Source organism: Streptomyces sp. NPDC004610, from assembly GCF_040609715.1.
Lineage (GTDB): Bacteria > Actinomycetota > Actinomycetes > Streptomycetales > Streptomycetaceae > Streptomyces.
In genome coordinates, this window is record NZ_JBEXLA010000003.1 from 55,982 (window position 1) to 80,152 (window position 24,171).

Genomic DNA, 24,171 nt, shown 5'->3' on the forward strand with positions numbered 1-24,171 from the left:
CCCCCCGTCCCGGTCACCCGGGAGCCCCTCCCGGCCCCCGCCCCGGTCACCCGGGAGCCCCTCCCGGCCCCTCAGCCGCTCTCCGGGCGCCGCTCCAGCAGCGGTGCCGCGTCGGAGAGTACCCCGGAGATCCTGGTCAGCGTCGCCTCGTCGCGCGGGACGGCGTCCAGGACCGGCCCGCGCGCGGTGTTCCAGCGCCGGGCGACCGCGGCCGGGTCCTCGCCGGTGAGCACACCCGCCGCCTGGGCCGCCGCGCCGAGGGCGACCAGTTCCTTCGCCTCGGGCACCTGCACCGGGCGCCCCGACAGCCGCCGTACGGTCTGCTGCCAGGCCCGGCCGCGTGCCCCGCCGCCGATCAGCAGCAGCGGCGCCGACGGGTCCGCGTCCTCGTCCAGGACCAGGTCCAGGGCGCCCAGCAACGCGTGCACGGCCCCGTCGTAGGCGGCCTGGAGGAGTTGCCCGGCGGTCGTGTCGTGGCGCAGGCCGTGCAGCAGCCCCGAGGCGTTCGGCAGATCGGGGGTGCGCTCGCCGTCCAGGTACGGGAGCAGGGTCACCGAGGTGCCCGGTTCCACGGCCTCGCGGTCCAGGCCCAGCAGGGTCGCCACCCGGTCCACGGCCAGGGTGCAGTTCAGGGTGCAGGCCAGCGGCAGCCAGTCGCCGCGCGCGTCGGCGAAGCCCGCGACCGTGCCGGTCGGATCGGTGGGGCGGCGCTGCGCCACCCCGTAGACGGTGCCCGATGTGCCGAGGCTGAGCACCGCCGTGCCGGGCCGCAGCCCGAGGCCCAGGGCCGCCGCCGCGTTGTCGCCGGTCCCCGGTGCGACCAGGGTGCCCTTGGCGAACGGCAGGCCCTGGCCGTCGCGGACGGTGCCGACGACCTCGCCGGGCCGGGCCACCCGGGGCAGCAGCGCCGGGTCCAGGCCCACATGGGCGAGGATCTCGTCCTCGTACGCCTCCGTCGCCGACGCCCACCAGCCCGTGCCGGAGGCGTCCCCGCGGTCCGTGGTGCCCAGGCCCGTGAGGCGCTCGGTGAGGTAGTCGTGGGGGAGGCGTACGGCCCTCACCGCGCGGGCCGCCTCCGGTTCGTGCTCGGTGAGCCAGGCCCACTTGGTGACCGTGAAGGACGCGGTGGGCACCGAACCGGTCCGCTCGGCCCAGAACTTCGCGCCGCCCAGCTCCTCCGTCAGCCGCCGCGCCTGGGGCGCCGACCGGACGTCGTTCCACAGCAGCGCGGGCCGGACCGGCTCCCCGCGCGCGTCCAGCGTGACCAGCCCGTGCTGCTGCCCCCCGATGGACACCGCGGACGCCTCCCGCGCGGCGTCCCCGCACTGGCGCAGGGCCTCGCCCAGCGCCTCCCACCACTGCCGTGGATCGCTCTCCCGGCCCTCGCCCGTGGTGACCCCGTGCGGGGCCTGCCCACTCGCCACGACCTGCCCGGTCGCCACGTCCACCACCAGTGCCTTCGTCGACTGGGTGGATGTGTCCACGCCGACGACGAGCGGACCATCGGCTGCTGACATGGGCTCTCCCTCTGGTACGGCGCCTACGGCCCGGTACGGCTGTACGGCGCGCTGTGGCGTACGCGTGTCCCGTGTACGGCGTGTCGCGCGTCCGGCTCCTGGCTGGCGGCCCGGCTCCGGCCTGTTTCCCGGCCCCCGGGACAACTATGTCTCTTCCCAGGAGCGCGACGGCATACTAATTTGTAAAGCGCCATGACGAAATAGGCGGTGGGCGCCCGTGTACCCCGGTACGCACTCCTGGGGCGCCCGTTCGTACCCGTCCGTACCCGTACCCGTACCCGCGCCGCCCAGGCGCCGGGACCGCACACCGGCACAGCGCCAGGACCATCACCAGTGAGCAGAAGCGAGCACAAGGGAGCCGCGGCATGAACTACCAGCCCACCCCCGAGGACAGGTTCACCTTCGGCCTGTGGACCGTCGGCTGGCAGGGAAGGGACCCGTTCGGCGACGCCACCCGCGCGGCGCTCGACCCGGCCGAGACCGTCCGGCGCCTGGCCGAGCTGGGCGCGCACGGGGTGACGTTCCACGACGACGACCTGATCCCGTTCGGCGCGTCCGACACCGAGCGCGAATCGCACGTCAAGCGCTTCCGGCAGGCCCTCGACGCCACCGGCATGACCGTCCCCATGGCCACCACCAACCTGTTCACCCACCCGGTCTTCAAGGACGGCGGCTTCACCGCCAACGACCGCGACGTCCGCCGCTACGCGCTGCGCAAGACCATCCGCAACATCGACCTGGCCGTCGAACTCGGCGCCAGGATCTATGTCGCCTGGGGCGGCCGGGAGGGCGCCGAATCCGGCGGCGCCAAGGACGTGCGCGACGCCCTGGACCGGATGAAGGAGGCGTTCGACCTCCTCGGCGAGTACGTCACCACCCAAGGCTACGACCTGCGCTTCGCCATCGAACCCAAGCCGAACGAGCCGCGCGGCGACATCCTGCTGCCGACCGTCGGCCACGCCCTGGCCTTCATCGAGCGCCTGGAGCGCCCGGAGCTGTACGGCGTGAACCCGGAGGTCGGGCACGAGCAGATGGCCGGCCTCAACTACCCGCACGGCATCGCCCAGGCCCTGTGGTCCGGCAAGCTCTTCCACCTCGACCTCAACGGCCAGAACGGCATCAAGTACGACCAGGACCTGCGCTTCGGCGCCGGTGATCTGCGCGCCGCGTTCTGGCTGGTCGACCTGCTGGAGACGGCCGGTTACGAGGGCCCGCGCCACTTCGACTTCAAGCCGCCGCGGACCGAGGACCTGGACGGCGTCTGGGCATCGGCCGCCGGCTGTATGCGCAACTATCTGATCCTCAAGGAGCGGGCCGCCGCCTTCCGCGCCGACCCCGAGGTCCAGCAGGCCCTGAAGGACTCCCGTCTGGACGAACTGGCCCGCCCCACGGCCGACGACGGCCTCCAGGCGCTGCTGGCCGACCGGACGGCGTTCGAGGACTTCGACGTGGACGGCGCCGCCGCGCGCGGGATGGCCTTCGAGCGCCTCGACCAGCTGGCGATGGACCATCTGCTGGGGGCGCGGGGCTGATCCTCCCGGCCCGGAGCGGGGGCTGATCCTCCCGGCCCGGAGCGAAGGGGCACGCGCGCGGGACGAGCGGCGGAGGACGACGACGCGCTCCTCGCCGACGGGAAGTGGAGGGCACGCGCGCGGGACGGGCTCACGGGTCCGGCGTGCGGCGCACGCGCGTGTCCCCCACCCCGGGGAGGCCCCGGTGGGTCGTCCCCGGGGTGGGCCCCCAGGGCCCCTCAGCCGATCTGCTCGGCGAGGCCGACGACGATGTTCTCGGGGCCGCTGACGTAGCAGAGCCGGTAGACGCCCTCGTACTCCTCCACGGTGCCCACGAGTTCGGCGCCATGGGCCCGCACCCGGGTGAGCACGTCCTGGAGGTCGTCCACGGCGAACATGACGCGCCGCAGGCCCAGAGTGTTCGCCGGCGGGGCCACGGGCTCGGGCCGGACGGCCTTCGGCCGGTCGAACCGCGCCAGCTCGATCCGACCGGGGCCGCCCGGCACGCGCAGCATGGCGACCTCCTGCCGGACGTCCTCCAGCCCGATGACCCGTTCCGCCCACCGCCCCTCAAGAGGGGCCCTGCCCTCCAGTTCCATCCCGAGTTCCACGAAGAACGCGATCACCGCGTCCAGGTCCTCGACCACGATCAGGACGTTGTCCATCCGCCGGATCGTCATACTGGCCTCCTCAGCCCGGTACGGCCACGGCCGGCCGCGTCCGCCCCTGGGACGGAGCCGGCCGGCCGTTCTCGACATGCCCGGCCGTGCCGCCGCCGACCTTCACGGGTCCGTAGCAACCTTCCCGCGGGGGTCGCACGGAGATCCCCCGGACCGCGATCCTGGACGGCATGGCCACGCCACCAGTACCGCCCCAGCCGCCCGAGCCACCGCGCGACACGCCGCCCCCGCCGAGCCACCCACCACCCCCGGGCGGCTTCGGACCGTCACCCGGCGACTCCGGCGACTCCGGCGGCTCCGACGGCCCCTACGACCCCGGAGGCGGCCGAAGGGGGCGCAATCCCCTGTTCCTCGCTCTCGCGGTCCTGGTGGCGGTCGCCGCCGTCGGGGTGATCGTGTTTCTGGCCAACGACGGTGACGACCCGTCCGACCCGGCGCCCCCGGCGGGCGGCACCAGCCAGGATTCCGGCGATCCGTCATCGCCGGCCGAGCCCTCGGACCTGCTGCCCGACCTCCCCAGCGGCCTTCCCACCGACCTGCCGAGCGGCCTGCCGTCCCTGCCCTCCGGTTTCCCCACCGACCTGCCGAGCGACTGGCCCAGCGGTTTCCCGAGCGACTTCCCGACGAACCTGCCCAGCGACTTCCCGACGAACCTGCCCAGCGGACTCGAATCGATCATCCCGTCCGGGTTCCCGTCGATCGACCTGGGTGATCAGTCCTGAACGACGGTGATCAGTAGCAACGGCGATCACCAACGACGGCGATCAGTCCGGAACGACCACGACCTGGACGGCCCCCGGAACGGCACGCGGGACGCCGGGAACGCGGTACCGCGCGGAGCGCAGGACGCGCTCCGCGCGGTGTGCGGCGCAAGGCGGCCGGAGGCTGCCGGGCACCCGGGGAGCCCGGCCCACCCATGACCGTCCCCCGTACCTCAGTCGCTCTCCTCCGCCCCCGCCGGACGCGCCGTCGCCAGTGCCGTGGCGGGGTCCTGGGAGGCCGGTCCGGCCGGTACCCAGTGGCCGTCCTCACCGCGGTAGGGCCACCAGCGGCCGTCCCGGCCCAGACGCAGCTGGGCCGGTTCACCGACGACCGTCCAGTGGTTCGCGGCGGCCCGCAGCGGGGGCCGCTCGTCGTCGTCCCAGGCCGATTCGACGGCCGCCCGCGCGCGGGCCGCCGTTTCCCCGTGCAGGTCCCACTGCTCCTCGCACACCTCCAGCGCGGACGCCCCGCCGTACCGCCACGCCCGGACCGCCCGCTCCAGCTCCCCAGGGCCGCGCCCCGACCCGGCGGCCAGCCGGCCCCGTACGTCCCGGTCGGCGCCCACGGCGAGCCGTACGGCGTCCTGGGCGGCCGTCAGCACACCGTCACCGCCGCCGTCGGCCCGCAGCGCCCCGGCCAGCAGGCGGTGCGCCTCTGCGGCGGTGCGCGCGGCGAGGAACTCCAGCGCCGCCGGGTCCACGCCGGGCGGCGGCGGTGCCTCGGTGTCCAGTGTCGGGGGCGTCCCGGGCGTGTCGGGCAGCTCCGGCGGGGCGGGCAGCGGGGGCAGGGCATCACCGGTTGCGTATGCCTCCGCCGCGTCCACACCGTCCGGCTCCGCCGTCTCCACCGCGGGGGCCGCGCTGCGCTCCTGGAGTGCCGCCAGCAGGGCGTGTTCGGCGCGTCCGCGCATCAGGAGCAGGACGAAGGGGTCCTGGTCCAGCAGCCGCGCCAGCTGGTAGCACAGCGCGGCCGTGTGCCCGCAGTGGTCCCAGGCGCCGCAGTCGCACTCCGGCTCCAGCTCGCCGAGCCCCGGCAGCAGATCGATACCGGCCGTCGCCGCGTCCTCCACGAGGTCCGGTGGCATGTCGCGGTCCAGGAGCGCCGCCACATGCCCGGCCCGCTCCACGGCCATGTCCAGGAACCGGTCCCACTGTTCGGCGGACAGCCGCTCCAGGAGCACGTCCGCGCGGTGCCGCGTACCGTCGCGGTCCTGGACGACGGCGGTGATCCGGCCGGGCCGCACCGACACCGCGCCGACCGCTCCCGCGCGGGCGAGCCGACGGCCCGTCTTGACCTGCTGATGGTCCATCGCCCCGCCCTCCAGGGCCCCGAGCCAGGCATGGCCCCACCAGGTCTGCGCGAAACCGCGCCCATGGGCGGGCGGCAGCGGCGAGAAGGTGCGCTCGGTGTCCCCCTCGGTGTCGCCGATGTCCTCGAAGTCGTCGTATCCGGTCACCGGGTGCCTCCTCGCAGCTCCACCAGATCGGCCAGCTGGTCGTCCGTCAGCTCGGTGAAGGCCGTCTCACCGCCGCCGAGCACCGCCTCGGCCAGTTCCTTCTTCCGCTCCAGCAGACCGGCGATACGGTCCTCGACCGTGCCCTCGGCGATCAGCCGGTGCACCTGCACCGGCCGGGTCTGCCCGATCCGGTAGGCGCGGTCGGTGGCCTGCGCCTCCACGGCCGGGTTCCACCAGCGGTCGTAGTGCACGACATGCTCCGCGCGCGTGAGGTTGAGCCCCGTCCCGGCGGCCTTCAGCGACAGTAGGAACACCGGCACCTCGCCGTCCTGGAACCGCCGCACCATGGCGTCCCGTTCCGTCACCGACGTCCCGCCGTGCAGGAACTGCGTCGGCACCCCGCGCGCCGCGAGATGCCGCTCGATGATCCGCGCCATGGCGACGTACTGCGTGAAGACCAGCACGCTCGCCTCCTCGGCCAGGATCGTGCCGAGCAGCTCGTCCAGCAGCTCCAGCTTCCCGGACCGTCCGGCGATCACCGGCCGGTCCTCCTTGAGGTACTGCGCCGGGTGATTGCAGATCTGCTTCAGACCGGTCAGCAGCTTCACGATCAGCCCGCGCCGCGCCATGTCGTCGGCCTCCGCGATCCGCGCCAGCGTCTCGCGCACCACGGCCTCGTACAGACCCGTCTGCTCCGCGGTGAGGGACACCGGTCGGTCGGTCTCGGTCTTCGGCGGCAGTTCGGGCGCGATCCCGGGATCGCCCTTGCGGCGGCGCAGCAGGAACGGGCGCACCAGCCGGGCCAGCCGCTCCGCCGCGGCCGGATCCCGGCCGCTCTCGACGGCCTGCGCGTACCGCGTGCGGAAGGTCCCCAGGCGGCCCAGCAGGCCCGGTGTCGTCCAGTCCAGGATGGCCCACAGCTCCGACAGGTTGTTCTCCACCGGCGTGCCCGTGAGCGCCACCCGCGCGCGTGCCCCGATGGAACGCAGCTCCCGCGCGGTCGCCGAGTACGGGTTCTTCACATGCTGTGCCTCGTCCGTGACGACCAGCCCCCAGGGCACCGTGGCGAGCCGCCCCGCGTCCAGCCGCATCGTGCCGTACGTCGTCAGCACGAACTCGCCGTCGGCCAGGTCCGTCAGATCGCGCCGGGTGCCGTGGAAGCGGCGCACGGGCGTGCCGGGGGCGAACCTCTCGATCTCCCGCTGCCAGTTGCTCATCAGCGAGGTCGGGCAGACCACCAGGGTGGGGCCCGCGGACGCCGGGTCGGACTGCCGGTGCAGATGCAGGGCGATCAGGGTGATCGTCTTGCCGAGGCCCATGTCGTCGGCCAGACAGCAGCCCAGGCCCAGGGAGGTCATCCGGGCCAGCCAGCTCAGTCCCCGCCGCTGGTAGTCCCGCAGCGTGGCCGTGAGCGCGGCGGGCTGCTCCACCGGGTCCTGGCCCTCGGGGTCGGCGAGCCGCTCCCGCAGCCCCGCCAGCCAGCCCGTGGGCAGCACCTCGACCCGGCGGCCGTCCACCTCCGCGGAGCCCGTCAGAGCGGCGCTCAGCGCGTCGACGGGGGAGACCTTGCCGTCCTGCCGCTCGCGGGCCCGGCGTACCGCCTCCGGATCGACCAGCACCCACTGGTCGCGCAGCCGCACCACCGGCCGCCCCGCCTCCGCGAGCCCGTCCAGCTCCGCGCGGGTCAGATGCTGGTCGCCCAGCGCGAACCGCCAGTTGAAGGCGAGCAGCGCGTCGGCGGACAGGAACGACGGCGTGCCGGACGCCGCCCGGCCGGGTCCCTCGCCGTCGGGCGGGCCGACCAGCGCGCGGGTGGTCAGTTCCCGGGCCAGCTCCTTGGGCCAGTGCACGTCGACCCCGGCGGCGGCCAGCGCCCGCGTACCGCCGCCGAGCAGGTCACCCACCTCGTCCTCGGCGAGTTCCACCGCCTCCGGCGCGGCGGCCGACAGCAGCGGTGTCAGCCCCGGCCAGGCCCGCGCCGCGCGGCGCAGCGCGACGAGGACGTCCATCCGCGCGCGGGCCCCGAACCCGGCCGTGCCCTCACCGCCCGCCCACACGTCCACGGCGTCCGCGACCAGCGCGGGATCGCTGACACTGTGCACCTGCGGCACCGCGCGGAAACGCGGACCCGCCGCGTCGCCCTCCGGCTCGGCCGCCAGCCCCTCGACCTCGATCCGCAGCGAGATCCGCACCCCGGCGTCATGACCGGCGGCGACCTCGTCGGCCCACGCGCGGCCGGGCAACTGCTGCGGCTCCGGCACGGCATACGCGGGACCACCCGTGACGAGGGCGGCGGCCGGTGTGCGGGGCAGGGTGTCGGCGACGGAGTCCAGGAAGGCGCGCAGCAGCCGTTCCGGGGCGGGCAGCCGCAGCGGACCGTCGGCGCCGGGCAGCGGTACGGCGTGCGCCTCGGGCGGCATGGCCGCCGCCAGCGCGCGGAGCCGCTCGGCGTCCTCCGCGCGCAAGGGGCCCGCCCGCCAGGCGTCCAGGTCGGCCGCCGACAGTCCCGGCAGCAGCAGACCCCGCGCGGCCCAGTGCAGCGCCAGCACCGTGGCCGCGCCCCAGAACGCGGTGGACCGATGGGTGGCGGGTGCGACCCGCGCGCGCGTGAGCACCGGCAGCGCGGCGCGCACCGGCAGCAGCACCGCGGGCACCTCGGCCGCCGCCACACCGATGGGCGTGGGGACGACGACGGTCAGCTCCCCGGCCGTCCCGGCGCCGACGGCCGGCGGAGCGCCCCCGTCGGCACGCCAGAACGCGACCGTTCCGGTGCGGGCCGGATCACCGGGGAGGAACAAGGAGCAGCAGCGGATCAGTTCGTCGGTCTCGGACGGGATGGCCATCGGAGTGCTGTGCACAGCTCTGCCGTACTCCTCAAATTTGACTACATGGCGTCAGAGCGGCCGAGGGTACAGGATCGAAGGGAGCCTCCGGAGCGACCGGGCGGTGATCTGGGTCACGAGACGCCTATGGAGGTGCGTCGGGAAAACTCGGGCGGCGCTCGGGCGGGGCTCGGGAAAGACTGTGACAGGGCTGGGAGAGAACCGGGAGAGGGCCGGGAAAGGACTCCGGCAGGACAGTCAGGGACGTCTCAGGGGGAGGAGTCAGGGACGTCTCAGGGTAGTGGTCCGGAACCGCGGGGAGCGCGGAGCCGTTTTCAGAACAGAGAGCGGCAATGGCCGCGGAGGAGGCAACACCATGTCGAAGAACGCCAAGATCGCCGCAGGTGGTGTGGCGGTCGGCATCATCCTGTTGATATGGCTGCCCTGGTGGGCGGCGCTGCTGATCGTGCTCGGGGTGCCGGCCGCCGCGTACCTCACCCTCGACCCCGCGCAGCGCCGCAGGCTGCGCCGGGTCACCCGCAAGGAGCTGGGCCGCTGACGCGCCGCGGGGTGCGCCGCCGGGTGCGCCGGGTTCCCGGGGAGGAATCCGGCGGGTGAGACGGGGCTGGGCGAAGGGGGCGGGCGACGAACGCGACACCGACGCCATCGCCGGGGTGCGCTGCGGTGCTCTGCGGCCGGACGCGCCGCGGTTGTGCCGGGTCGGCGCCGTGCCGCTGCGGCTCCGTCCTCGTCAGCTGGGCCGTACGGCCATCCGGTCCAGTGCCTCCAGCAGACCGGGCAGTTCCCGGCCCCGCCCCACCGGCAGCACCTCACCGGGCTCCTCGTCCAGCAGCACGAAGGCGATGTCGTCGGTGCGGGCCACCAGCGACCAGCCGGGACCGTCGGCGCGCAGGGTGCGGGCGTCGCCCGGGGCGAAGGAGGAGCGGACCCGGCCCAGGGGCGGCGGCGCGTCCACGTAGGCGCGGGCCTCGGCGAGGACGCGGCGGATGCCGGTGTGGCCGGGGGTGGGCGTGGTGCCGGGTGCGGTGCCGGTTGTGGTGCCGCTTGTCGTGGTGCCGGGCGTGGTGTCGTTTCTGGTGCCGGTGGTCGCGGTGGCGGTTGTGGTTCGCTCGCCCGGCGTGCCAGGGGCTGGGCCGGGAGCGGCCTCGGCCGCGGCCTGTTCCCCTTCCCCGGAGGAAGCCCGTTCCCTGCCTGCCGCGCCCGGTCGTTCCGGGTCCGACCCCGCCGACGGGTCCGGCGCGGCCCCGCCCGAGCCGTCCCCGTCGGTCCGGGACACGGCGCCCCGGGTGAAGTCGGCGTCGTCGATCTGCTCGCGCCACATGGCCCACTGCAAGGCGATCTCGTCGGCGCCCAGCCGCCGCTGGGCCGGCCCCCACACCGAGGTGTCCGGCGGCGTCAGGGCGGGACCTCCGGCGATCTCGGGACCGGGATCGTGCGGCGCGGGCACGCCCGGGGCGGCCACGGCGACGGCGAGCGGCCAGCCCGGCAGCGCCGCCACGACCGAGCGCTCGTCCGGCGACAGGTCGTACTCCATACCGCAGTCCCAGGCGGCGACGGCCACGGCAACCAGTGAGACATCGTCGGTCGCCACGGTCCAGCGCGCGCCCTCACCGTCCTGCCCGAGCACCAGGCCGTACCCGGCGGCCAGCGGCGCGAGCCCCAGCGCCGCACAGGCTTCGGGATAGTCGTCCCCCAGCACACTGGGGAACTGCGCCGGCGTCAGCAGCACCGCGGTAAGGACATACAGCGCGTCGTCCTCGGCGGCGGCGTCCTCGTCCGTTCCGGCCATTCCAGCCTCCCCAGGTTCGTCCAACGGCGCGCACCCTAGTGCGACCGGCGGCTCGTTGTCACGGTTCCGGGGCCGCGTGGAGCTGGGACGATTTGGCTGGACCGGGCGGAATTGCCACCGCCCGCGCTCGCGTCCCGCCGGCACTGCCCGTACGCCCGGTGGACGTTGCGGTGCCTGCGGTGCCTGCGGTGTCTGCGGTGCCCGGCTGCTTGCTGGAGTTGGCGGACTCGCCTGCGCTGCCTGGCCGTTCGCTGGAGTCGGCGGGCGCGCTCACATTGCCCGGCTGCTCGCTGGACTGGCGGATGCGCCCGCGCTGCCCGGTCAATCGTTGGAGTCGGTGGACTTGCCCGCGCTGCCTGGCCGTTCGCTGGAGTCGGCGGGCGCGCTCACACTGCCCGGCCGCTCGCTGGAGTCGGCGGGCGCGTTCACACTGCCCAGCCGCTCGCTGGACTCGGCGCATGCGCCCACATCGCCGAGTGCCCGCCGGACATGGCGGACTCGCCCGCACCGCCGACCACGTGCGACGCGGTGGACTTGTCCCCACCGGCCGCTCACCCGTCTCGGCGGACTCGTCCCCACCGCCCGCTCACCCGACTCGGCGGACTCGTCCCCACCGACCGTCCACCCGACGCGGTGGACCTGCCCCCACCGCCCGCCCACCCCACGCGGTGCACCAACTCGCACCGCCCGCCTACGCGACTTGGTGGACCTGTCCGCGCCGCCCGGACACCCTGCACAACTCGGCGCCCCCGCCCCCAGCGCCGACCCGGCAGCCCTGCCCGTCCCAACGCGATAGCCCCGCCCCCCCCAACGCGACAGCCCCGCCCGCCCAACGCGATAGCCCCGCCCCCCCAACGCGACACCCCCGCCCGCCAGACGCAGCAGCCCCACCCATCCGACACGACGGACCCCCCCCGCCCTCACTCCCCACTGCCCCTCTCTCCCTCCACCGCCCCTCCCCCCCGCCCTCACTCCCCACCGCCCCTCTCTCCCTCCACCGCCCCCTCCTCCCCCCGTGCCTCCGCGTGGAACCGGTCCGCCGCCCCCCCCGCCTCAGGTCGCCGGAAGTCCCAGCAGGTCGCGGGCGACGGTCTGTGGGGACTCGTCGCGTTCACGGGCCAGCGCGATCACCGCACGGCAGGCCAGCTCGCTCACCCCGAACGACAGCGCCTCCGGCGACACCCAGCCCGCAGCCTCGTCGATCCGCTCCTGGTCGTCCTCGGCGCACGCCGAGACATACACCGCGGCGGCCTCGAACAGATTGTGTCCACGGGCCTGCTGACCCGTACCCGGCTCGGATCGGAACACCTCGCGGACCCGGCTCCAGGACGCGCCGACCTTGCCCCACATGCGACCACCAACCCCTCGTAGCTGTGTTCGACAGCCCTCGATCCGCCGTTCTCAACGTACGGGTCGTGGCGCGGGTGGCGACAGAGGGACGGTGCGGTGAAAGCGCGGTGTCCGAGGGGTGGGCGGGCCGGAGGTCAGCCGTCAGCCGTCGCGCTCGGCCAGGGCCAGGAAACGGGCGTCCTCGTCGACGTACGACGTCATGCGCCAGCCCGAAGAGGCCAGCAGCGGGCGGAGGTTGGGTTCGGCGCGCAGGTCGTCCGGGGTGATCTGGCGTCCCTGGCGGGCGGCCAGGGCCGCACGGCCGATGGGGTGGAACAGGGCGAGCCGGCCGCCCGGTCGTACGACGCGCCGCAACTCGCGCAGATTCTCGACTGGGTTCGGCAGATGGGCGATCAGCCCGGCCGCGAACACCGCGTCCAGGGACCCCGACCGCAACGGCAGCGCCGAGACATCGGCGAGCAGCAGACAGGCGTCACGGTCCCGTCCGGCCTCTACGGCGGCGGCCAGCATCGCGGGTGTCAGATCGGCCCCCAGGACCAGCCCCGAGGGCCCCACGGCCGCGCGCAGCGGCGTCAGGGCCCGGCCCGTGCCGCATCCGGCGTCCAGCACCCGGTCGCCGTCACGCAGACCGAGCGCGGCTGCCGCAGCGGCGTAGGCGGGCCCGTCGTCGGGGAACTTGCGGTCCCAGTCGGCCGCGCGGGCGGTGAAGAACTCCTGCACATGCGTACGGTCGTCGCTCATCCCCGCATGATCTCGCACCGACAGGGACGACGTCTGTGCGCACACGTTCGAACGCGACCCGATCGAACGGGTACATAGCTATGTCATATTCCACCAGTTATCGAAACACGCTCCCTTTGTGCCTCACAGTCCGGACTAGCGTCCCTTGGCCATGGGACACCTGGACCACGCCACCTTCGGTTGGCTCACCCCCGTACTGTCGTACGCGATGGCCTGCACAGGCGCCGCGCTCGGGCTGCGCTGCACCGTCCGCGCACTCGCCGCCACCGGCCGCGCCCGGCGCAACTGGCTGCTCACCGCGGCCTCCGCCCTCGGCACCGGCATCTGGACCATGCACTTCGTGGCCATGCTCGGCTTCGGCGTCAGCGGCACCGACATCCGCTACGACGTACCCCTGACCCTTCTCAGCCTGATCGTCGCCATGGCCGTCGTCTGCGCGGGCGTCTTCGCCGTCGGGTACAGCCGCGACCGGGGCCGTGCGCTGCTGCTCGGCGGGCTGACCACCGGGCTCGGCGTCGCGAGCATGCACTACCTCGGCATGGCCGCGGTCCGGCTGCACGGCGACGTGCGCTACGACCCCGTCCTGGTCGTGCTCTCCGTGGTGATCGCGGTGGTCGCGGCGACCGCTGCCCTGTGGGCGGCGCTGAACATCAGCTCGCCCGTCGCGGTCACCGTCGCCTCCCTGGTGATGGGTCTGGCGGTCAGCAGCATGCACTACACGGGCATGTTCGCGGTCGACGTGCGGGTCACGCCGTCGGACGGGGTACTGCCCGGGGCCACGGCCATGCAGTTCATCTTCCCCCTCGCCGTCGGCCTCGGGTCCTATCTCTTCCTGACCTCGGCCTTCGTCGCGCTGTCGCCCACGACGGGGGAGAGCGGGGAGTCCGCCTCCGCGCAACGGCCGGTGGTGGGGGCGGCGACGCACTGAACGCCGTAAGGCCGCCCCTGTGTGCCCTGTACGGACCGCTCTGTGCCGGGTTGCAGTGGCCCGCCGGGACCGACGGACACCGCTCTTGGACACCGGTGCGCCGACCGCCCGCGCCCCTCAGCCCCGACCACCACCGCCCCCCAACCCCAGACGAGCGAGCAGGCCATGCGTACACCGCGCAGAACCACCACCGCGGACGGCGGCAGACCGCCCACGCCCCCCGTCCGCGGGCGCCGCGCCCATGCCGGACCACCGGCCGACGAGACCCCGGACGGGTTCATGACGGCGGAGGGGGCACGGGAACATCCAGCAGGAGCGGCAGGCACCCCGGATACCCCGGATACCAAGGACCCCCTGGGTACCCCGGGTCCACGCGGCACCCCAGAAGCACTGGCCGACACCGCCGCCCCCGCCCCCTCCGGCGGACCCCGCCCCTCAAGCGCACCCGGAGCGCACCGCGCCCGGCCAGTGTCCCCGCGCGCCGGGCGCCGCCGTATGCGCCCCCGTACGGTCCGGGCCAAGATCATCTGTCTGCTGATGGTCCCCGTGGTGTCGCTCCTCGCCCTCTGGGCGTACGCCACCGTCACCACCGCCCAGGACGTCGCACGGCTGCGGCAGTTGCAGCGTGTGGACGCCGAGGTGCGCACCCCCGTGGCCACCGCCGTCGCCGCGCTCCAGGCCGAACGCGCCGCCGCCGTGCGCCACGCCACCGCCCCCACCGGCGACCACGCAGACGACCTCAGAAGGCTCGCCGGGAAGACCGACCGCGCGGTCGCCGCCCTGCGCCTCGGGGACGACGGCACCGTCGCCGACGCCCGGGAACTGCCCGCCGGAGTGGCGCAGCGCCTGGAGACCTTCGTCAGCGGCGCCGAACGGCTGCCTGCCCTGCGGACCTCGGTCCTCGACGGGCGCACCGGCTGGGAGCGGACCTACCGGACGTACACCGCCAATGTCTCCGCCGCCTTCGCGGTCGGAGGCGCGCTCACCGGCATCCAGGACTCCGAACTCGGCTCCGACGCGCGCGTGCTGCTCGAATTCTCCCGCGCGGGAGAGGCACTGGCCCAGGAGGACGTGCTGCTGTCCGGCGCGCGCCTCGCGGACGGGCTGTCGGGCGCGCGGCTGCGGCTGTTCACCGGGGCCGCCGAGACCCGCCGCGCGTTCACCGAGTCCGCCGTGGCCGATCTGCGCGGCCCCGAACGCCTCGCCTGGCAGCGACTCGCCGACGGCGCCCCCTACGCCGCCCTCGCCGCGCTGGAGGACAAGATCCTCACGAGCGGCTCCGGCGCCCCCGCGCTGGCGGCGGCCCCCGAGGACGACTGGAACGAGGTCCACGCGCGCGTGCAGGGCGGTATGCGGGCCATCGAGCGGGACACCGGGCGTGGCGTCGCCGAGCGGGCCGACCCTTTCACCCGCGGACTGCTCACGTCGGCGGGCGCCGCCGTGCTGCTGGGCCTGGCCGCGGTGGCCGCCTCGCTCGTCATCTCCGTACGCATCGGCCGCGGCCTGGTCGTGGAACTGGTCACCCTGCGCAACAGCGCTCTGGAGATCGCCCGCCGCAAGCTGCCCGAGGCGATGCGCAGGCTGCGCGCGGGCGACGAGATCGACATCCGCGCGGAGGCCCCGCCCGGACCGCCCGCCGAGGACGAGACCGGACAGGTCGCCGAGGCCCTCACCACCGTGCACCGGGCCGCGCTGCGGGCCGCCGTGGAACGCGCCGAACTGGCCGGCGGGATCTCCGGGGTCTTCGTCAACCTCGCCCGCCGCAGCCAGGTCCTGGTCCACCGCCAGCTGAGCCTGCTGGACACCATGGAACGGCGTTCCGAGGACCCGGACGAACTGAGCGACCTGTTCCGCCTCGACCACCTCACCACCCGTATGCGGCGCCACGCCGAGAGCTTGATCATTCTCTCCGGCGCCGCCCCCGGCCGGGCCTGGCGGATGCCGGTCTCCCTGACCAACGTGGTCCGCGCGGCCGTCTCCGAGATCGAGGACTACGCGCGCGTGGAGGTGCGTCAGCTGCCCGAGGCGTCCGTCGCGGGCGCCGCCGTCGCCGACCTCACCCATCTGCTCGCCGAACTCGTGGAGAACGCGGCCCAGTTCTCGCCCCCGCACACCCGCGTGCGGATCACCGGCGAACCCGTGGGCAACGGCTATGCCCTGGAGGTGGAGGACCGCGGCCTGGGCATGGGCAGGGAGACCCTCACCGAGGCCAACCGGCGCATCGCCCGGTCCGAGGCGCTCGATCTGTTCGACAGCGACCGGCTCGGCCTCTTCGTGGTCAGCAGACTCGCGGCCCGGCACAGCGTCAGGGTGCATCTGAAGACCTCTCCCTACGGCGGCACCACCGCGGTCGTCCTGCTCCCGACCGCCCTGCTGCACACCGGCCCGCCCCCGGAGGAGGAACGTTCCACCAATGGGGCCGTCGCCGCAGCCGCTCCCGGGGCCCGGCTGCCGGAACCCGCATACGCGCGCGTGCCCCCCGTTCCCGGAGCCGCCGACGAGCACCGCGGTCACCCCGCCCTGGTGCCCTCCGCCACCCCCGAGACCGCCCCGCCAGCGGGAGTCACCCCCCTGCGTCCGCACCGCCCCCCGCAGCAGCCCCCGGCGGCCGAGGGCGACGACCTGCCCCGTCGGGTCCGTCAGGCCAGCCTCGCCCCGCAACTACGCGCGCGACACGCCGAACAGCCCCCACCGGAACCGCCCCAGGGCACCGACGAGGCGCGCACCCCGGAACGCGTACGGGACCGGATGGCCGCCTACCGCGACGGCTGGGCACGCGGCGGCGGACGACGACCCGGCGGCCCTTGCATCCGCCCCGGTACCGGTACCGGCCCCGGTCCCGGCACCCGCCCCGATCCCCGTTCCGCCAGCAGCCCCCGCACCGAAGGAGACCCCGCATGATCCAGGACCACGGCCCAGGGGCCGCGCAGCGGTCCGGCGAACTCGACTGGCTGCTGGACGACCTGGTGACGCGCGTGAGCGAGGTACGACACGCCGTGGTGCTCTCCAATGACGGGCTCGCCGTCGGCGCGTCGAACGGCCTGCGCCGCGAGGACGCCGACCATCTCGCCGCCGTCGCCTCCGGCTTCCACAGCCTTGCCAAGGGCGCCGGACGGCACTTCGGCGCCGGAGGGGTGCGCCAGACCATGGTGGAGATGGACGACGGCTTCCTGTTCGTGGCCGCCGCCGGAGACGGCTCCTGCCTCGCCGTGCTCACCGCCGAGAGCGCCGACATCGGCCTGGTCGCCTACGAGATGGCCCGCCTGGTACGGCGGGTCGGCGAGCACCTCTGCACCGCCCCGCGGGCAGGCACCCGGCCGCCCGCCGCCGGATGAGCCCGGAAGACGCCCCCATGAGCGACGCGACGAACGCCGCCCCGCGCGAGCAGGGCAGCCAGTGGTACGACGGCGAGGCCGGGCCCCTGGTCCGCCCCTACGCCATGACCGGCGGACGCACCCAGTCCGGCCCGGCCGGCGTCCACTTCGACCTGATCACCCTGGTCACCCTCGATCCGGGCGCCCCCGACCCCGACGACGACCCGGAACTCGGCCCCGAGCACCGGGTGCTGATCGAACTGTGCCGGGAGGAGACCCAGTCCCTCGCCGAACTGGCCGCGGGCGCCGACGTCCCGGTCGGTGTCGTCCGGGTACTGCTCGGCGACCTGCTGGAGCGCGGACACGTGACCGTCACCCGCCCCGTACCGCCCGCGCAACTGCCCGACGAACGGATTCTGCACGAGGTGATCGCCGGACTGCGAGCGCTCTAGTCGACGACCCGCCCGTGAGCCGCCCGAGCCGGTACAGCGCGCCTCTGGAGGACAGAACCCCATGGATCACCGACGCACCGGTGCCGGAGGCGGGCGAGGCACCGCCGCGCCCGTTGTCCCGGACCCGCGGTCCCAACCGGTCACCGACCTGTCGACTTGTGCACCCAACCGGGCGCCCTACAGGCCCGAACCGGTCACATGGGGTGATGAGCGGTCCTGTCCGGCGCGGACGCGCCTGCTTTGCCATGATGCTGCCTTCGCACATCCACCCGAATCGCCCGGCCTCGCCTCGCACGCCCATCCGAACCGTCCGCCTCCGCATCGCACATCCCCGAGAGAAGTGATCGATGGTCACCGAGACATCCGACACCGTCCACGGCGACCCGGCCGCCCTGGCGCTGAAAATCCTGGTCGCCGGTGGATTCGGCGTGGGCAAGACCACCCTGGTGGGCGCGGTCAGCGAGATCAGGCCGCTGCGCACCGAGGAACTGCTCAGCGAGGCCGGTCAGCTGGTGGACGACACCGACGGGGTGGACCACAAGGTGACCACCACCGTCGCCATGGACTTCGGCCGCATCACCATCCGCTCCGGACTGTCCCTCTACCTCTTCGGGACACCCGGCCAGGACCGCTTCTGGTTCCTGTGGGACGAACTCGCCCAGGGCGCGCTGGGCGCCGTCGTCCTCGCCGACACCCGGCGCCTGGAGGCCTGCTTCCCGGCGGTGGACTACTTCGAGCACCGCCACATCCCCTTCGTGGTCGCCGTCAACTGCTTCGCGGGCGCCCGCTCCTACGGCGCCCAGGACGTCTCCCGGGCCCTGGACCTGGACCGCGGCACCCCCGTCGTCCTGTGCGACGCCCGCGACCGCGACTCCGGCAAGGAGGTCCTGATCCGGCTGGTCGAACACGCCGGGCGGATGCACACCGCCCGGCTGCTGGACTCGGTGAGCTGACCGGACGGCCGCGGCCGGTGCCGCCGAGCAACCCCTCCTGCCCCACCGGCCGCACCCGGTAACCGCGGGCGCGGCGCGGATCAGGCCGCGACCTCCTTCTCCGCGAGCACCCTGTCGATCGCGACCCGCACCAGCAGCTCACCCGCCACACCGTTGCGCTCGCCGAACTCCGCGGCCCGCTCCTCGCCCATGTACCGGGCCCCGATCCGGCCCGCCCAGTGGCGCAGCTCGTCCAGATCCTCGGAGATCCGGGCCCGGCCCTGCACAATCACGAAATCGAACGGCGGCCGGTCGTCGTCCACACACAGCGAGATCCGGCCGTCCCGCAGCAGGTTCCGTCCCTTCACCGTCCCCTTGCCGGTGTTGAACACCAGGTCGTCCCCGTCCAGTACGAACCAGATGGGCGCCACGTGCGGACTTCCGTCGGCGCGTACGGTCGCGAGCTTGCCCGTGCGGGTGCCGTGCGAGACGAAAGCCCGCCATTCCTCGTCGGTCATCTTCTGTGCCATGCCCTCCATCCTGCTTGCCCACGGCCCGTTCGGTGGGGAAGGCTGGCAGGGGATTTCCCCGGTGCCGCGGAGATCCGTCAGCAGGGGGCGAAGTCACCAGGGGAGGGCGGGACCATGGCACGGACCGGCAAGGGACTCGGCTGGCTGCTCGACGATCTGACCGAGCGCGTCGAGCAGGTACGGCACGCGCTGGTGCTGTCCAACGACGGGCTGGTCACAGGCGCGAGCACCGGACTGCGCCGCGAGGACGCCGAACATCTCGCCGCCGTCGCCTCCGGACTGCACAGCCTCGCCAAGGGGTCCGGGCGGCACTTCGGTGCCGGCGGGGTGCGCCAGACCATGGTCGAGTTCGAGGAGGCGGTCCTGTTCGTCACCGCCGCCGGCAGCGGCAGCTGCCTGTGCGTCCTCAGCGGCGCGGACGCCGACATCGGCCGCATCGCCTACGAGATGACCCTGCTCGTCAACCGGGTCGGCGAACACCTCGGCGTGGACATCCGGCAACCCGAGAAAACCCCCACCTCAGACGGCTGACCTGCGGATTCTCCCGCCTCCGCAAAGTTATCCACAGGCTCCCCACGAGATCGGCCGGGGCGGCTACGGTGGTGTGACCGCGAACGCACACAGCGTGAGCGCCACACTCCACGGGGGAGACCGATCATGTCAGGCAACACCTTCGCCCCACCGGACAGCGCGTTCTGGACCACCGGCCGCGCAGCGCGTGAACTGGGCCTGAGCCGCAAAGACCTCGAACTCGCCGTGAACCTCGGCCGGGTCCGCTCCGTCCCCGATCCGCTGGGCCCCCACCGCCTCGTCACCCGCGCCGAGATCGACCGGCTGCGCACGGAGGACGAGTTCCCGCAGAACCTGTGGGCCGCCATCCAGACCGTGGCCGCACCCGAAGGCGGGCGGATGCTCGACATCTGCGCGGACCGGTTCCACCGCCTGGGCAAACTGGGCCTTCTGGTCCCGGTGTCCTTCTGCTTCAACCGCTACCGTGCCTTCGTCTGGCTCTACCTCGCCGACGAGGTACGCCGGTTCGGGGCGGACGAGCGCAACACCCGCCATCTCAGGGGACGCTCCTCGAAGGCCATGGCGAACCAGCTCAAGGAAGGGCTCGACCTGCGCGCCCGCAACTGGCGCGGACGCCATCTCGGCATGCTGCTCCGCCAGGCCGAGGACCCCTGGGCCCAGGCCGCGGCCATCGCCTCACTCCTCGACCGCTCCCTGATCCCGGACATCGTCCGCGACCCCTGCGAGCGGGCCCAGCTGAACCGGTTCCGGCCGGTGACACCCGCCTACGGGGCGCCGGGCTCACGGACCGCGGACGCCGCGGCGAGGGCCATGACCGCGACCGACGCCGACGAGATCGACTGGCTGCGCACCGATCTGGCCCAGGCCCTCGCGGAGGCCCGCACCGAACGCCCCGCACCGCGCCCGGCACCCAGGCCGACCGGACCGACGGACACCGCTTGGCCCCGCCGGGCAACGCCCCGGCCGAGCGGGGCGACGGGCCCCGCCTGGCCCCGCCGGGCGGCACTCAGGCCGAGTGGGGCGCCGGACACAGCCTGGCCCCATCGCGCGGCGCCCCGGCCGAGTGGTGGGGGGACGCACACCGCCTGGCCCCGTCAGACGGCGCCCCAGCCGCGCGGGGCGACAGGCTCCGCATCGCCCCCGCCGGCGGCACCCCGGCCATCCGGGCCGGCGGGCACCGCTTCATCCCGTCCGACGGCCCACGGCCTGGTCACGATCGCTCCCGCACCCCACGCACCCGGCCGGGAGGAACGCCGGCCCCGAGGATGGCTGCGCTGGTTCCGGCGGCGCCGCGCATGAGCTACAGCGCGCGGAACAGCCCTTCCTGCACGACGGACACCAGCAGACGTCCCTCCCGGTCGTAGATCCGGCCGCGGGCCAGACCCCGTCCGCCGATCGCGATCGGCGACTCCTGGTCGTACAGGAACCACTCGTCGGCGCGGAACGGACGGTGGAACCACATCGCGTGGTCCAGCGAGGCCATGTCGAGGTCGCGGGGACCCCACAGCGGTTCGACCGGGATGCGGACCGCGTCCAGCAGCGTCATGTCGCTGGCGTAGGTCAGCGCGCAGGTGTGCACCAGCGGATCGTCACCGAGCGGGCCGACCGCGCGCATCCAGACGGCACTGCGCGGCTCGGCGCCCTTGACCTCCTCCGGTGTCCAGCGCAGCCGGTCCACATAGCGGATGTCGAAGGGCTGGCGGCGGGCCATGCGCTCCCACTGCTCCGGAAGCGCGCCCAGATGCTCCCGTATCTCATCGGAGACGGTCGGCAGCGACTCCGGGTCCGGGACCTCGCGGGACGGCGGCAACTGATGCTCGAAAGGACCCTGTTCAGGTTGATGGAAGGAGGCGGTGAGATTGAAGATCGTGCGCCCCTGCTGCACCGCGGTGACCCGGCGGGTGGTGAACGACCGGCCGTCCCGCACGCGTTCGACCTGGTACACGATCGGCACGCCCGGCCGGCCCGGACGCAGGAAGTACGCGTGCAGCGAATGCACCGGGCGGTCGCCCTCGGTGGTGCGGCCCGCAGCGACCAGCGCCTGGCCGGCCACCTGCCCGCCGAAGACCCGCTGGAGCGACTCCTGCGGGCTGCGGCCACGGAAGATGTTGACCTCGATCTGCTCCAGGTCGAGCAGGTCCACGAGCCGTTCGGCCGGGTTCGTCATGGGTGTCCTCAAAAATGTCCTGCGATGGAGTGGGAAGGTCCGGCGCCGAAGCTCACAACTGGCCGACGGCGGTCACCTTGACGACGGCCCGGCCCTCGGCGTCGGAGGCGGTGAGGTCGACCTCGGCGCTGATGCCCCAGTCGTGGTCGCCGCGCGGGTCGTCGAAGATCTGCCGGACCCGCCACAGGGCGTTCTCCGGCTCCTCCCGGATGACCAGCAGCTTCGGCCCGCGCGCGTCGGGACCCGTACCCAGGTCGTCGTACTCGTCCCAGTACTTGTCCATCGCCTCGCCCCAGGCGTCCGCGTCCCAGCCGTCCTCGGCGTCCAGCTCACCGAGTTGGCCGACCTGGTCGAGGGCGGCGAGTTCGACCCGGCGGAACAGGGCGTTGCGGACCAGCACCCGGAAGGCGCGCGCGTTGGTGGTGACCGGCTTGACCTCGTCGGCCTTCTCCTGCGCCTCCTCGGCGGTCATCTCCGCCGGGTTGGCGAGCTGCTCCCACTCGTCCAGCAGACTGGAGTCGACCTGGCGGACGGTCTCGCCGAGCCACTCGATGAGATCCTGGAGATCCTCCGACTTCAGATCGTCGGGGATGTTGTGGTCGAGAGCCTTGTAGGCGCCGGCGAGATAGCGCAGCACGATGCCCTCGGTGCGGGCCAGCTCGTACAGCGAGACCAGCTCCGTGAAGGACAGCGCCCGCTCGTACATGTCCCGCACCACCGACTTCGGCGACAGCGAATGATCCCCGACCCAGGGATGGCTGCGCCGGTAGGTGTCGTACGCGTGGAAGAGCAGTTCCTCCAGCGGCTTGGGGTAGGTGACGTCCTGGAGCCGCTCCATGCGCTCCTCGTACTCGACGCCGTCCGCCTTCATCGCGGCCACGGCCTCACCGCGCGCCTTGTTCTGCTGGGCGGCCAGGATCTGGCGCGGATCGTCCAGCGTGGACTCCACCACGGAGACCATGTCGAGCGCGTAGGACGGCGACTCGGGGTCGAGGAGTTCGAAAGCGGCCAGCGCGAAGGTGGACAGCGGCTGGTTGAGCGCGAAGTCCTGCTGGAGGTCGACGGTGAGCCGGACGATCCGGCCCTCCGCGTCCGGCTTGTCCAGCTTCTCGACGATCCCGCCGTCCAGCAGCGAGCGGTAGATGGCGATGGCCCGCCGGATGTGCCGCAGCTGCTGCTTGCGGGGCTCGTGATTGTCCTCCAGCAGATGCCGCATCGCCTCGAAGGCGTTGCCGGGCCGGGCGATCACCGACAGCAGCATGGTGTGCGTGACCCGGAACCGGGACGTCAGCGGCTCCGGCTCGGAGCCGATCAGCCTCTCGAAGGTGTCCTCGCTCCAGGCGACAAACCCCTCCGGCGCCTTCTTGCGGACCACCTTGCGGCGCTTCTTCGGATCGTCGCCGGCCTTGGCGAGCGCCTTGTCGTTCTCGATCACATGCTCCGGCGCCTGCGCGACCACGTACCCCGCCGTGTCGAAACCCGCGCGGCCCGCCCGTCCCGCGATCTGATGGAACTCCCGGGCGCGCAGCGTCCGGACCCGGCTGCCGTCGTACTTGGTCAGCGCCGTGAACAGCACCGTACGGATGGGGACATTGACCCCCACCCCGAGGGTGTCCGTGCCGCAGATGACCTTCAGCAGACCGGCCTGCGCCAGCTTCTCCACCAGTCGCCGGTACTTGGGCAGCATGCCCGCGTGATGCACCCCGATCCCATGCCGGACATAGCGGGACAGATTACGGCCGAACTTGGTGGTGAAGCGGAAGTTGCCGATCAGCTCGGCGATCTGCTCCTTCTCCTCACGCGAGCACATATTGATACTCATCAGTGCCTGCGCCCGCTCCACGGCCTGCGCCTGGGTGAAATGCACGATGTAGACCGGCGCCTGCTTGGTCTCCAGCAGTTCGGTCAGCGTCTCGGTCAGCGGGCTGCGCCGGTAGGTGTAGGACAACGGCACCGGGCGGGTCGCCGAACGCACCACCGAGGTGGGACGCCCGGTGCGCCGGGTGAGGTCCTTCTCGAACATCGAGACATCACCCAGCGTCGCCGACATCAGCACGAACTGCGCCTGCGGCAGCTCCAGCAGCGGAATCTGCCAGGCCCAGCCTCGGTCCGGCTCGGCATAGAAATGGAACTCGTCCATCACCACCTGACCGACATCCGCGTTCCTGCCGTCACGCAGCGCGATCGACGCCAGCACCTCGGCGGTGCAGCAGATCACCGGCGCGTCGGAGTTCACCGAGGCATCACCGGTGAGCATGCCGACATTCTCGGTGCCGAACAGTTTGCACAGCTCGAAGAACTTCTCCGAGACCAGCGCCTTGATCGGCGCCGTGTAGAACGTGACCTCGTTCCGCGCCAGGGCGGCGAAATGCGCACCCGCCGCGATCATGCTCTTCCCGGAACCGGTCGGCGTGGACACGATCACATTCGCACCCGACACCGCCTCGATCAGCGCCTCCTCCTGATGTGGATAGAGCGTGAGACCGCGCTCCTGGGCCCACGACTCGAAAGCGTCGTAGAGGGCGTCGGGGTCGGCGGTCGGCGGCAGCTGATCGATGAGCGTCACGACCCCATCTTGCCTGCCCCGGGCGCCCAGCGGGGAATCGGCTGCGGACGGGAAGATCGCGAACGCTACGCTGTGTCGCCGACGTGGCATCAGCGCACACGG

Annotated in this window: 21 protein-coding genes; 10 read left to right on the forward strand and 11 right to left on the reverse strand. The window is 73.3% G+C overall.

What is annotated here, in order from left to right; all coding sequences use genetic code 11:
* Nucleotides 1-71 precede the first annotated feature (71 nt).
* Nucleotides 72-1,517, reverse strand: a complete 1,446-nt coding sequence (xylB, locus tag ABZX40_RS04340) for a xylulokinase (RefSeq protein WP_355737002.1) — start codon at nt 1,515-1,517, stop codon at nt 72-74.
* 365 nt (nt 1,518-1,882) lie between these two features.
* On the opposite strand from xylB, the gene xylA reads away from it, so the two are divergent.
* Complete coding sequence (gene xylA / locus ABZX40_RS04345) at nt 1,883-3,049, forward strand: xylose isomerase (protein WP_355737005.1); 1,167 nt, start codon at nt 1,883-1,885, stop codon at nt 3,047-3,049.
* Nucleotides 3,050-3,267: 218 nt separating this feature from the next.
* Here xylA and ABZX40_RS04350 read toward each other — a convergent pair whose 3' ends face one another.
* Entirely contained in the window at nt 3,268-3,708 is a 441-nt protein-coding gene (locus tag ABZX40_RS04350) for a VOC family protein (RefSeq protein ID WP_355737008.1), read from the reverse strand.
* A gap of 170 nt (nt 3,709-3,878) precedes the next feature.
* On the opposite strand from ABZX40_RS04350, the gene ABZX40_RS04355 reads away from it, so the two are divergent.
* Nucleotides 3,879-4,430 (forward strand): hypothetical protein, encoded by a 552-nt coding sequence (locus ABZX40_RS04355; RefSeq protein WP_355737011.1) that lies wholly within the window; start codon nt 3,879-3,881, stop codon nt 4,428-4,430.
* A 212-nt stretch (nt 4,431-4,642) separates the two neighbouring features.
* Here the strand turns inward: ABZX40_RS04355 and ABZX40_RS04360 are convergent, their stop codons facing one another.
* Both ABZX40_RS04360 and ABZX40_RS04365 read right to left on the reverse strand, forming a co-directional pair.
* Nucleotides 4,643-5,899 carry an SWF or SNF family helicase gene (locus tag ABZX40_RS04360; RefSeq protein ID WP_355737342.1) on the reverse strand — a complete coding sequence of 419 codons (1,257 nt, stop codon included), beginning with the start codon at nt 5,897-5,899 and terminating at the stop codon, nt 4,643-4,645.
* A gap of 23 nt (nt 5,900-5,922) precedes the next feature.
* Nucleotides 5,923-8,769 (reverse strand): SNF2-related protein, encoded by a 2,847-nt coding sequence (locus tag ABZX40_RS04365; RefSeq protein WP_355737345.1) that lies wholly within the window; start codon nt 8,767-8,769, stop codon nt 5,923-5,925.
* Nucleotides 8,770-9,124: 355 nt separating this feature from the next.
* On the opposite strand from ABZX40_RS04365, the gene ABZX40_RS04370 reads away from it, so the two are divergent.
* Nucleotides 9,125-9,307 carry a hypothetical protein gene (locus ABZX40_RS04370; RefSeq protein WP_355737013.1) on the forward strand — a complete coding sequence of 61 codons (183 nt, stop codon included), beginning with the start codon at nt 9,125-9,127 and terminating at the stop codon, nt 9,305-9,307.
* Nucleotides 9,308-9,499: 192 nt separating this feature from the next.
* Here ABZX40_RS04370 and ABZX40_RS04375 read toward each other — a convergent pair whose 3' ends face one another.
* The 4 genes from ABZX40_RS04375 to ABZX40_RS04390 form a co-directional block, all read right to left on the reverse strand.
* Entirely contained in the window at nt 9,500-10,558 is a 1,059-nt protein-coding gene (locus ABZX40_RS04375) for a hypothetical protein (protein ID WP_355737016.1), read from the reverse strand.
* Between the two features lie 321 nt (nt 10,559-10,879).
* Nucleotides 10,880-11,026 (reverse strand): hypothetical protein, encoded by a 147-nt coding sequence (locus tag ABZX40_RS04380; protein ID WP_355737019.1) that lies wholly within the window; start codon nt 11,024-11,026, stop codon nt 10,880-10,882.
* Between the two features lie 585 nt (nt 11,027-11,611).
* Nucleotides 11,612-11,908, reverse strand: coding sequence for a hypothetical protein (locus ABZX40_RS04385; protein ID WP_355737022.1), 297 nt, complete (start codon nt 11,906-11,908; stop codon nt 11,612-11,614).
* Nucleotides 11,909-12,049: 141 nt separating this feature from the next.
* Entirely contained in the window at nt 12,050-12,649 is a 600-nt protein-coding gene (locus ABZX40_RS04390; protein ID WP_355737025.1) for a methyltransferase domain-containing protein, read from the reverse strand.
* A 151-nt stretch (nt 12,650-12,800) separates the two neighbouring features.
* On the opposite strand from ABZX40_RS04390, the gene ABZX40_RS04395 reads away from it, so the two are divergent.
* From ABZX40_RS04395 to ABZX40_RS04415, 5 genes are all read left to right on the forward strand, one after another.
* A complete protein-coding gene (locus tag ABZX40_RS04395) occupies nt 12,801-13,577 on the forward strand; it encodes an MHYT domain-containing protein (RefSeq protein WP_355737028.1) in 777 nt (258 codons plus the stop codon).
* Nucleotides 13,578-14,072: 495 nt separating this feature from the next.
* Entirely contained in the window at nt 14,073-16,478 is a 2,406-nt protein-coding gene (locus tag ABZX40_RS04400; RefSeq protein WP_355737031.1) for a nitrate- and nitrite sensing domain-containing protein, read from the forward strand.
* Entirely contained in the window at nt 16,475-16,912 is a 438-nt protein-coding gene (locus ABZX40_RS04405; RefSeq protein ID WP_355737033.1) for a roadblock/LC7 domain-containing protein, read from the forward strand. The genes ABZX40_RS04400 and ABZX40_RS04405 overlap by 4 nt, the downstream gene beginning before the upstream one ends.
* Nucleotides 16,913-16,929: 17 nt before the next feature.
* A complete protein-coding gene (locus tag ABZX40_RS04410) occupies nt 16,930-17,343 on the forward strand; it encodes a DUF742 domain-containing protein (RefSeq protein ID WP_355737036.1) in 414 nt (137 codons plus the stop codon).
* A 347-nt stretch (nt 17,344-17,690) separates the two neighbouring features.
* On the forward strand, nt 17,691-18,296 hold the full coding sequence (locus ABZX40_RS04415; protein ID WP_355737038.1) for an ATP/GTP-binding protein: 606 nt from the start codon (nt 17,691-17,693) through the stop codon (nt 18,294-18,296).
* 80 nt (nt 18,297-18,376) lie between these two features.
* On the opposite strand, the gene ABZX40_RS04420 is transcribed toward ABZX40_RS04415, so the two are convergent.
* The gene (locus ABZX40_RS04420; protein WP_355737040.1) at nt 18,377-18,805 is read right to left on the reverse strand and encodes a PPOX class F420-dependent oxidoreductase; all 429 of its coding nucleotides are present in this window, start codon (nt 18,803-18,805) and stop codon (nt 18,377-18,379) included.
* 114 nt (nt 18,806-18,919) lie between these two features.
* Between ABZX40_RS04420 and ABZX40_RS04425 the strand changes: the two genes are divergently transcribed.
* Nucleotides 18,920-19,336: a roadblock/LC7 domain-containing protein gene (locus ABZX40_RS04425; protein WP_355737042.1), complete on the forward strand. Its 417-nt coding sequence runs from the start codon at nt 18,920-18,922 to the stop codon at nt 19,334-19,336.
* Between the two features lie 126 nt (nt 19,337-19,462).
* Complete coding sequence (locus ABZX40_RS04430) at nt 19,463-20,635, forward strand: DUF6397 family protein (RefSeq protein ID WP_355737045.1); 1,173 nt, start codon at nt 19,463-19,465, stop codon at nt 20,633-20,635.
* 1 nt (nt 20,636) lies between these two features.
* Here ABZX40_RS04430 and ABZX40_RS04435 read toward each other — a convergent pair whose 3' ends face one another.
* Both ABZX40_RS04435 and ABZX40_RS04440 read right to left on the reverse strand, forming a co-directional pair.
* The gene (locus tag ABZX40_RS04435; RefSeq protein WP_355737048.1) at nt 20,637-21,503 is read right to left on the reverse strand and encodes an acyl-CoA thioesterase II; all 867 of its coding nucleotides are present in this window, start codon (nt 21,501-21,503) and stop codon (nt 20,637-20,639) included.
* A gap of 52 nt (nt 21,504-21,555) precedes the next feature.
* Complete coding sequence (locus tag ABZX40_RS04440; protein ID WP_355737050.1) at nt 21,556-24,069, reverse strand: DUF3516 domain-containing protein; 2,514 nt, start codon at nt 24,067-24,069, stop codon at nt 21,556-21,558.
* Nucleotides 24,070-24,171 lie beyond the last annotated feature (102 nt).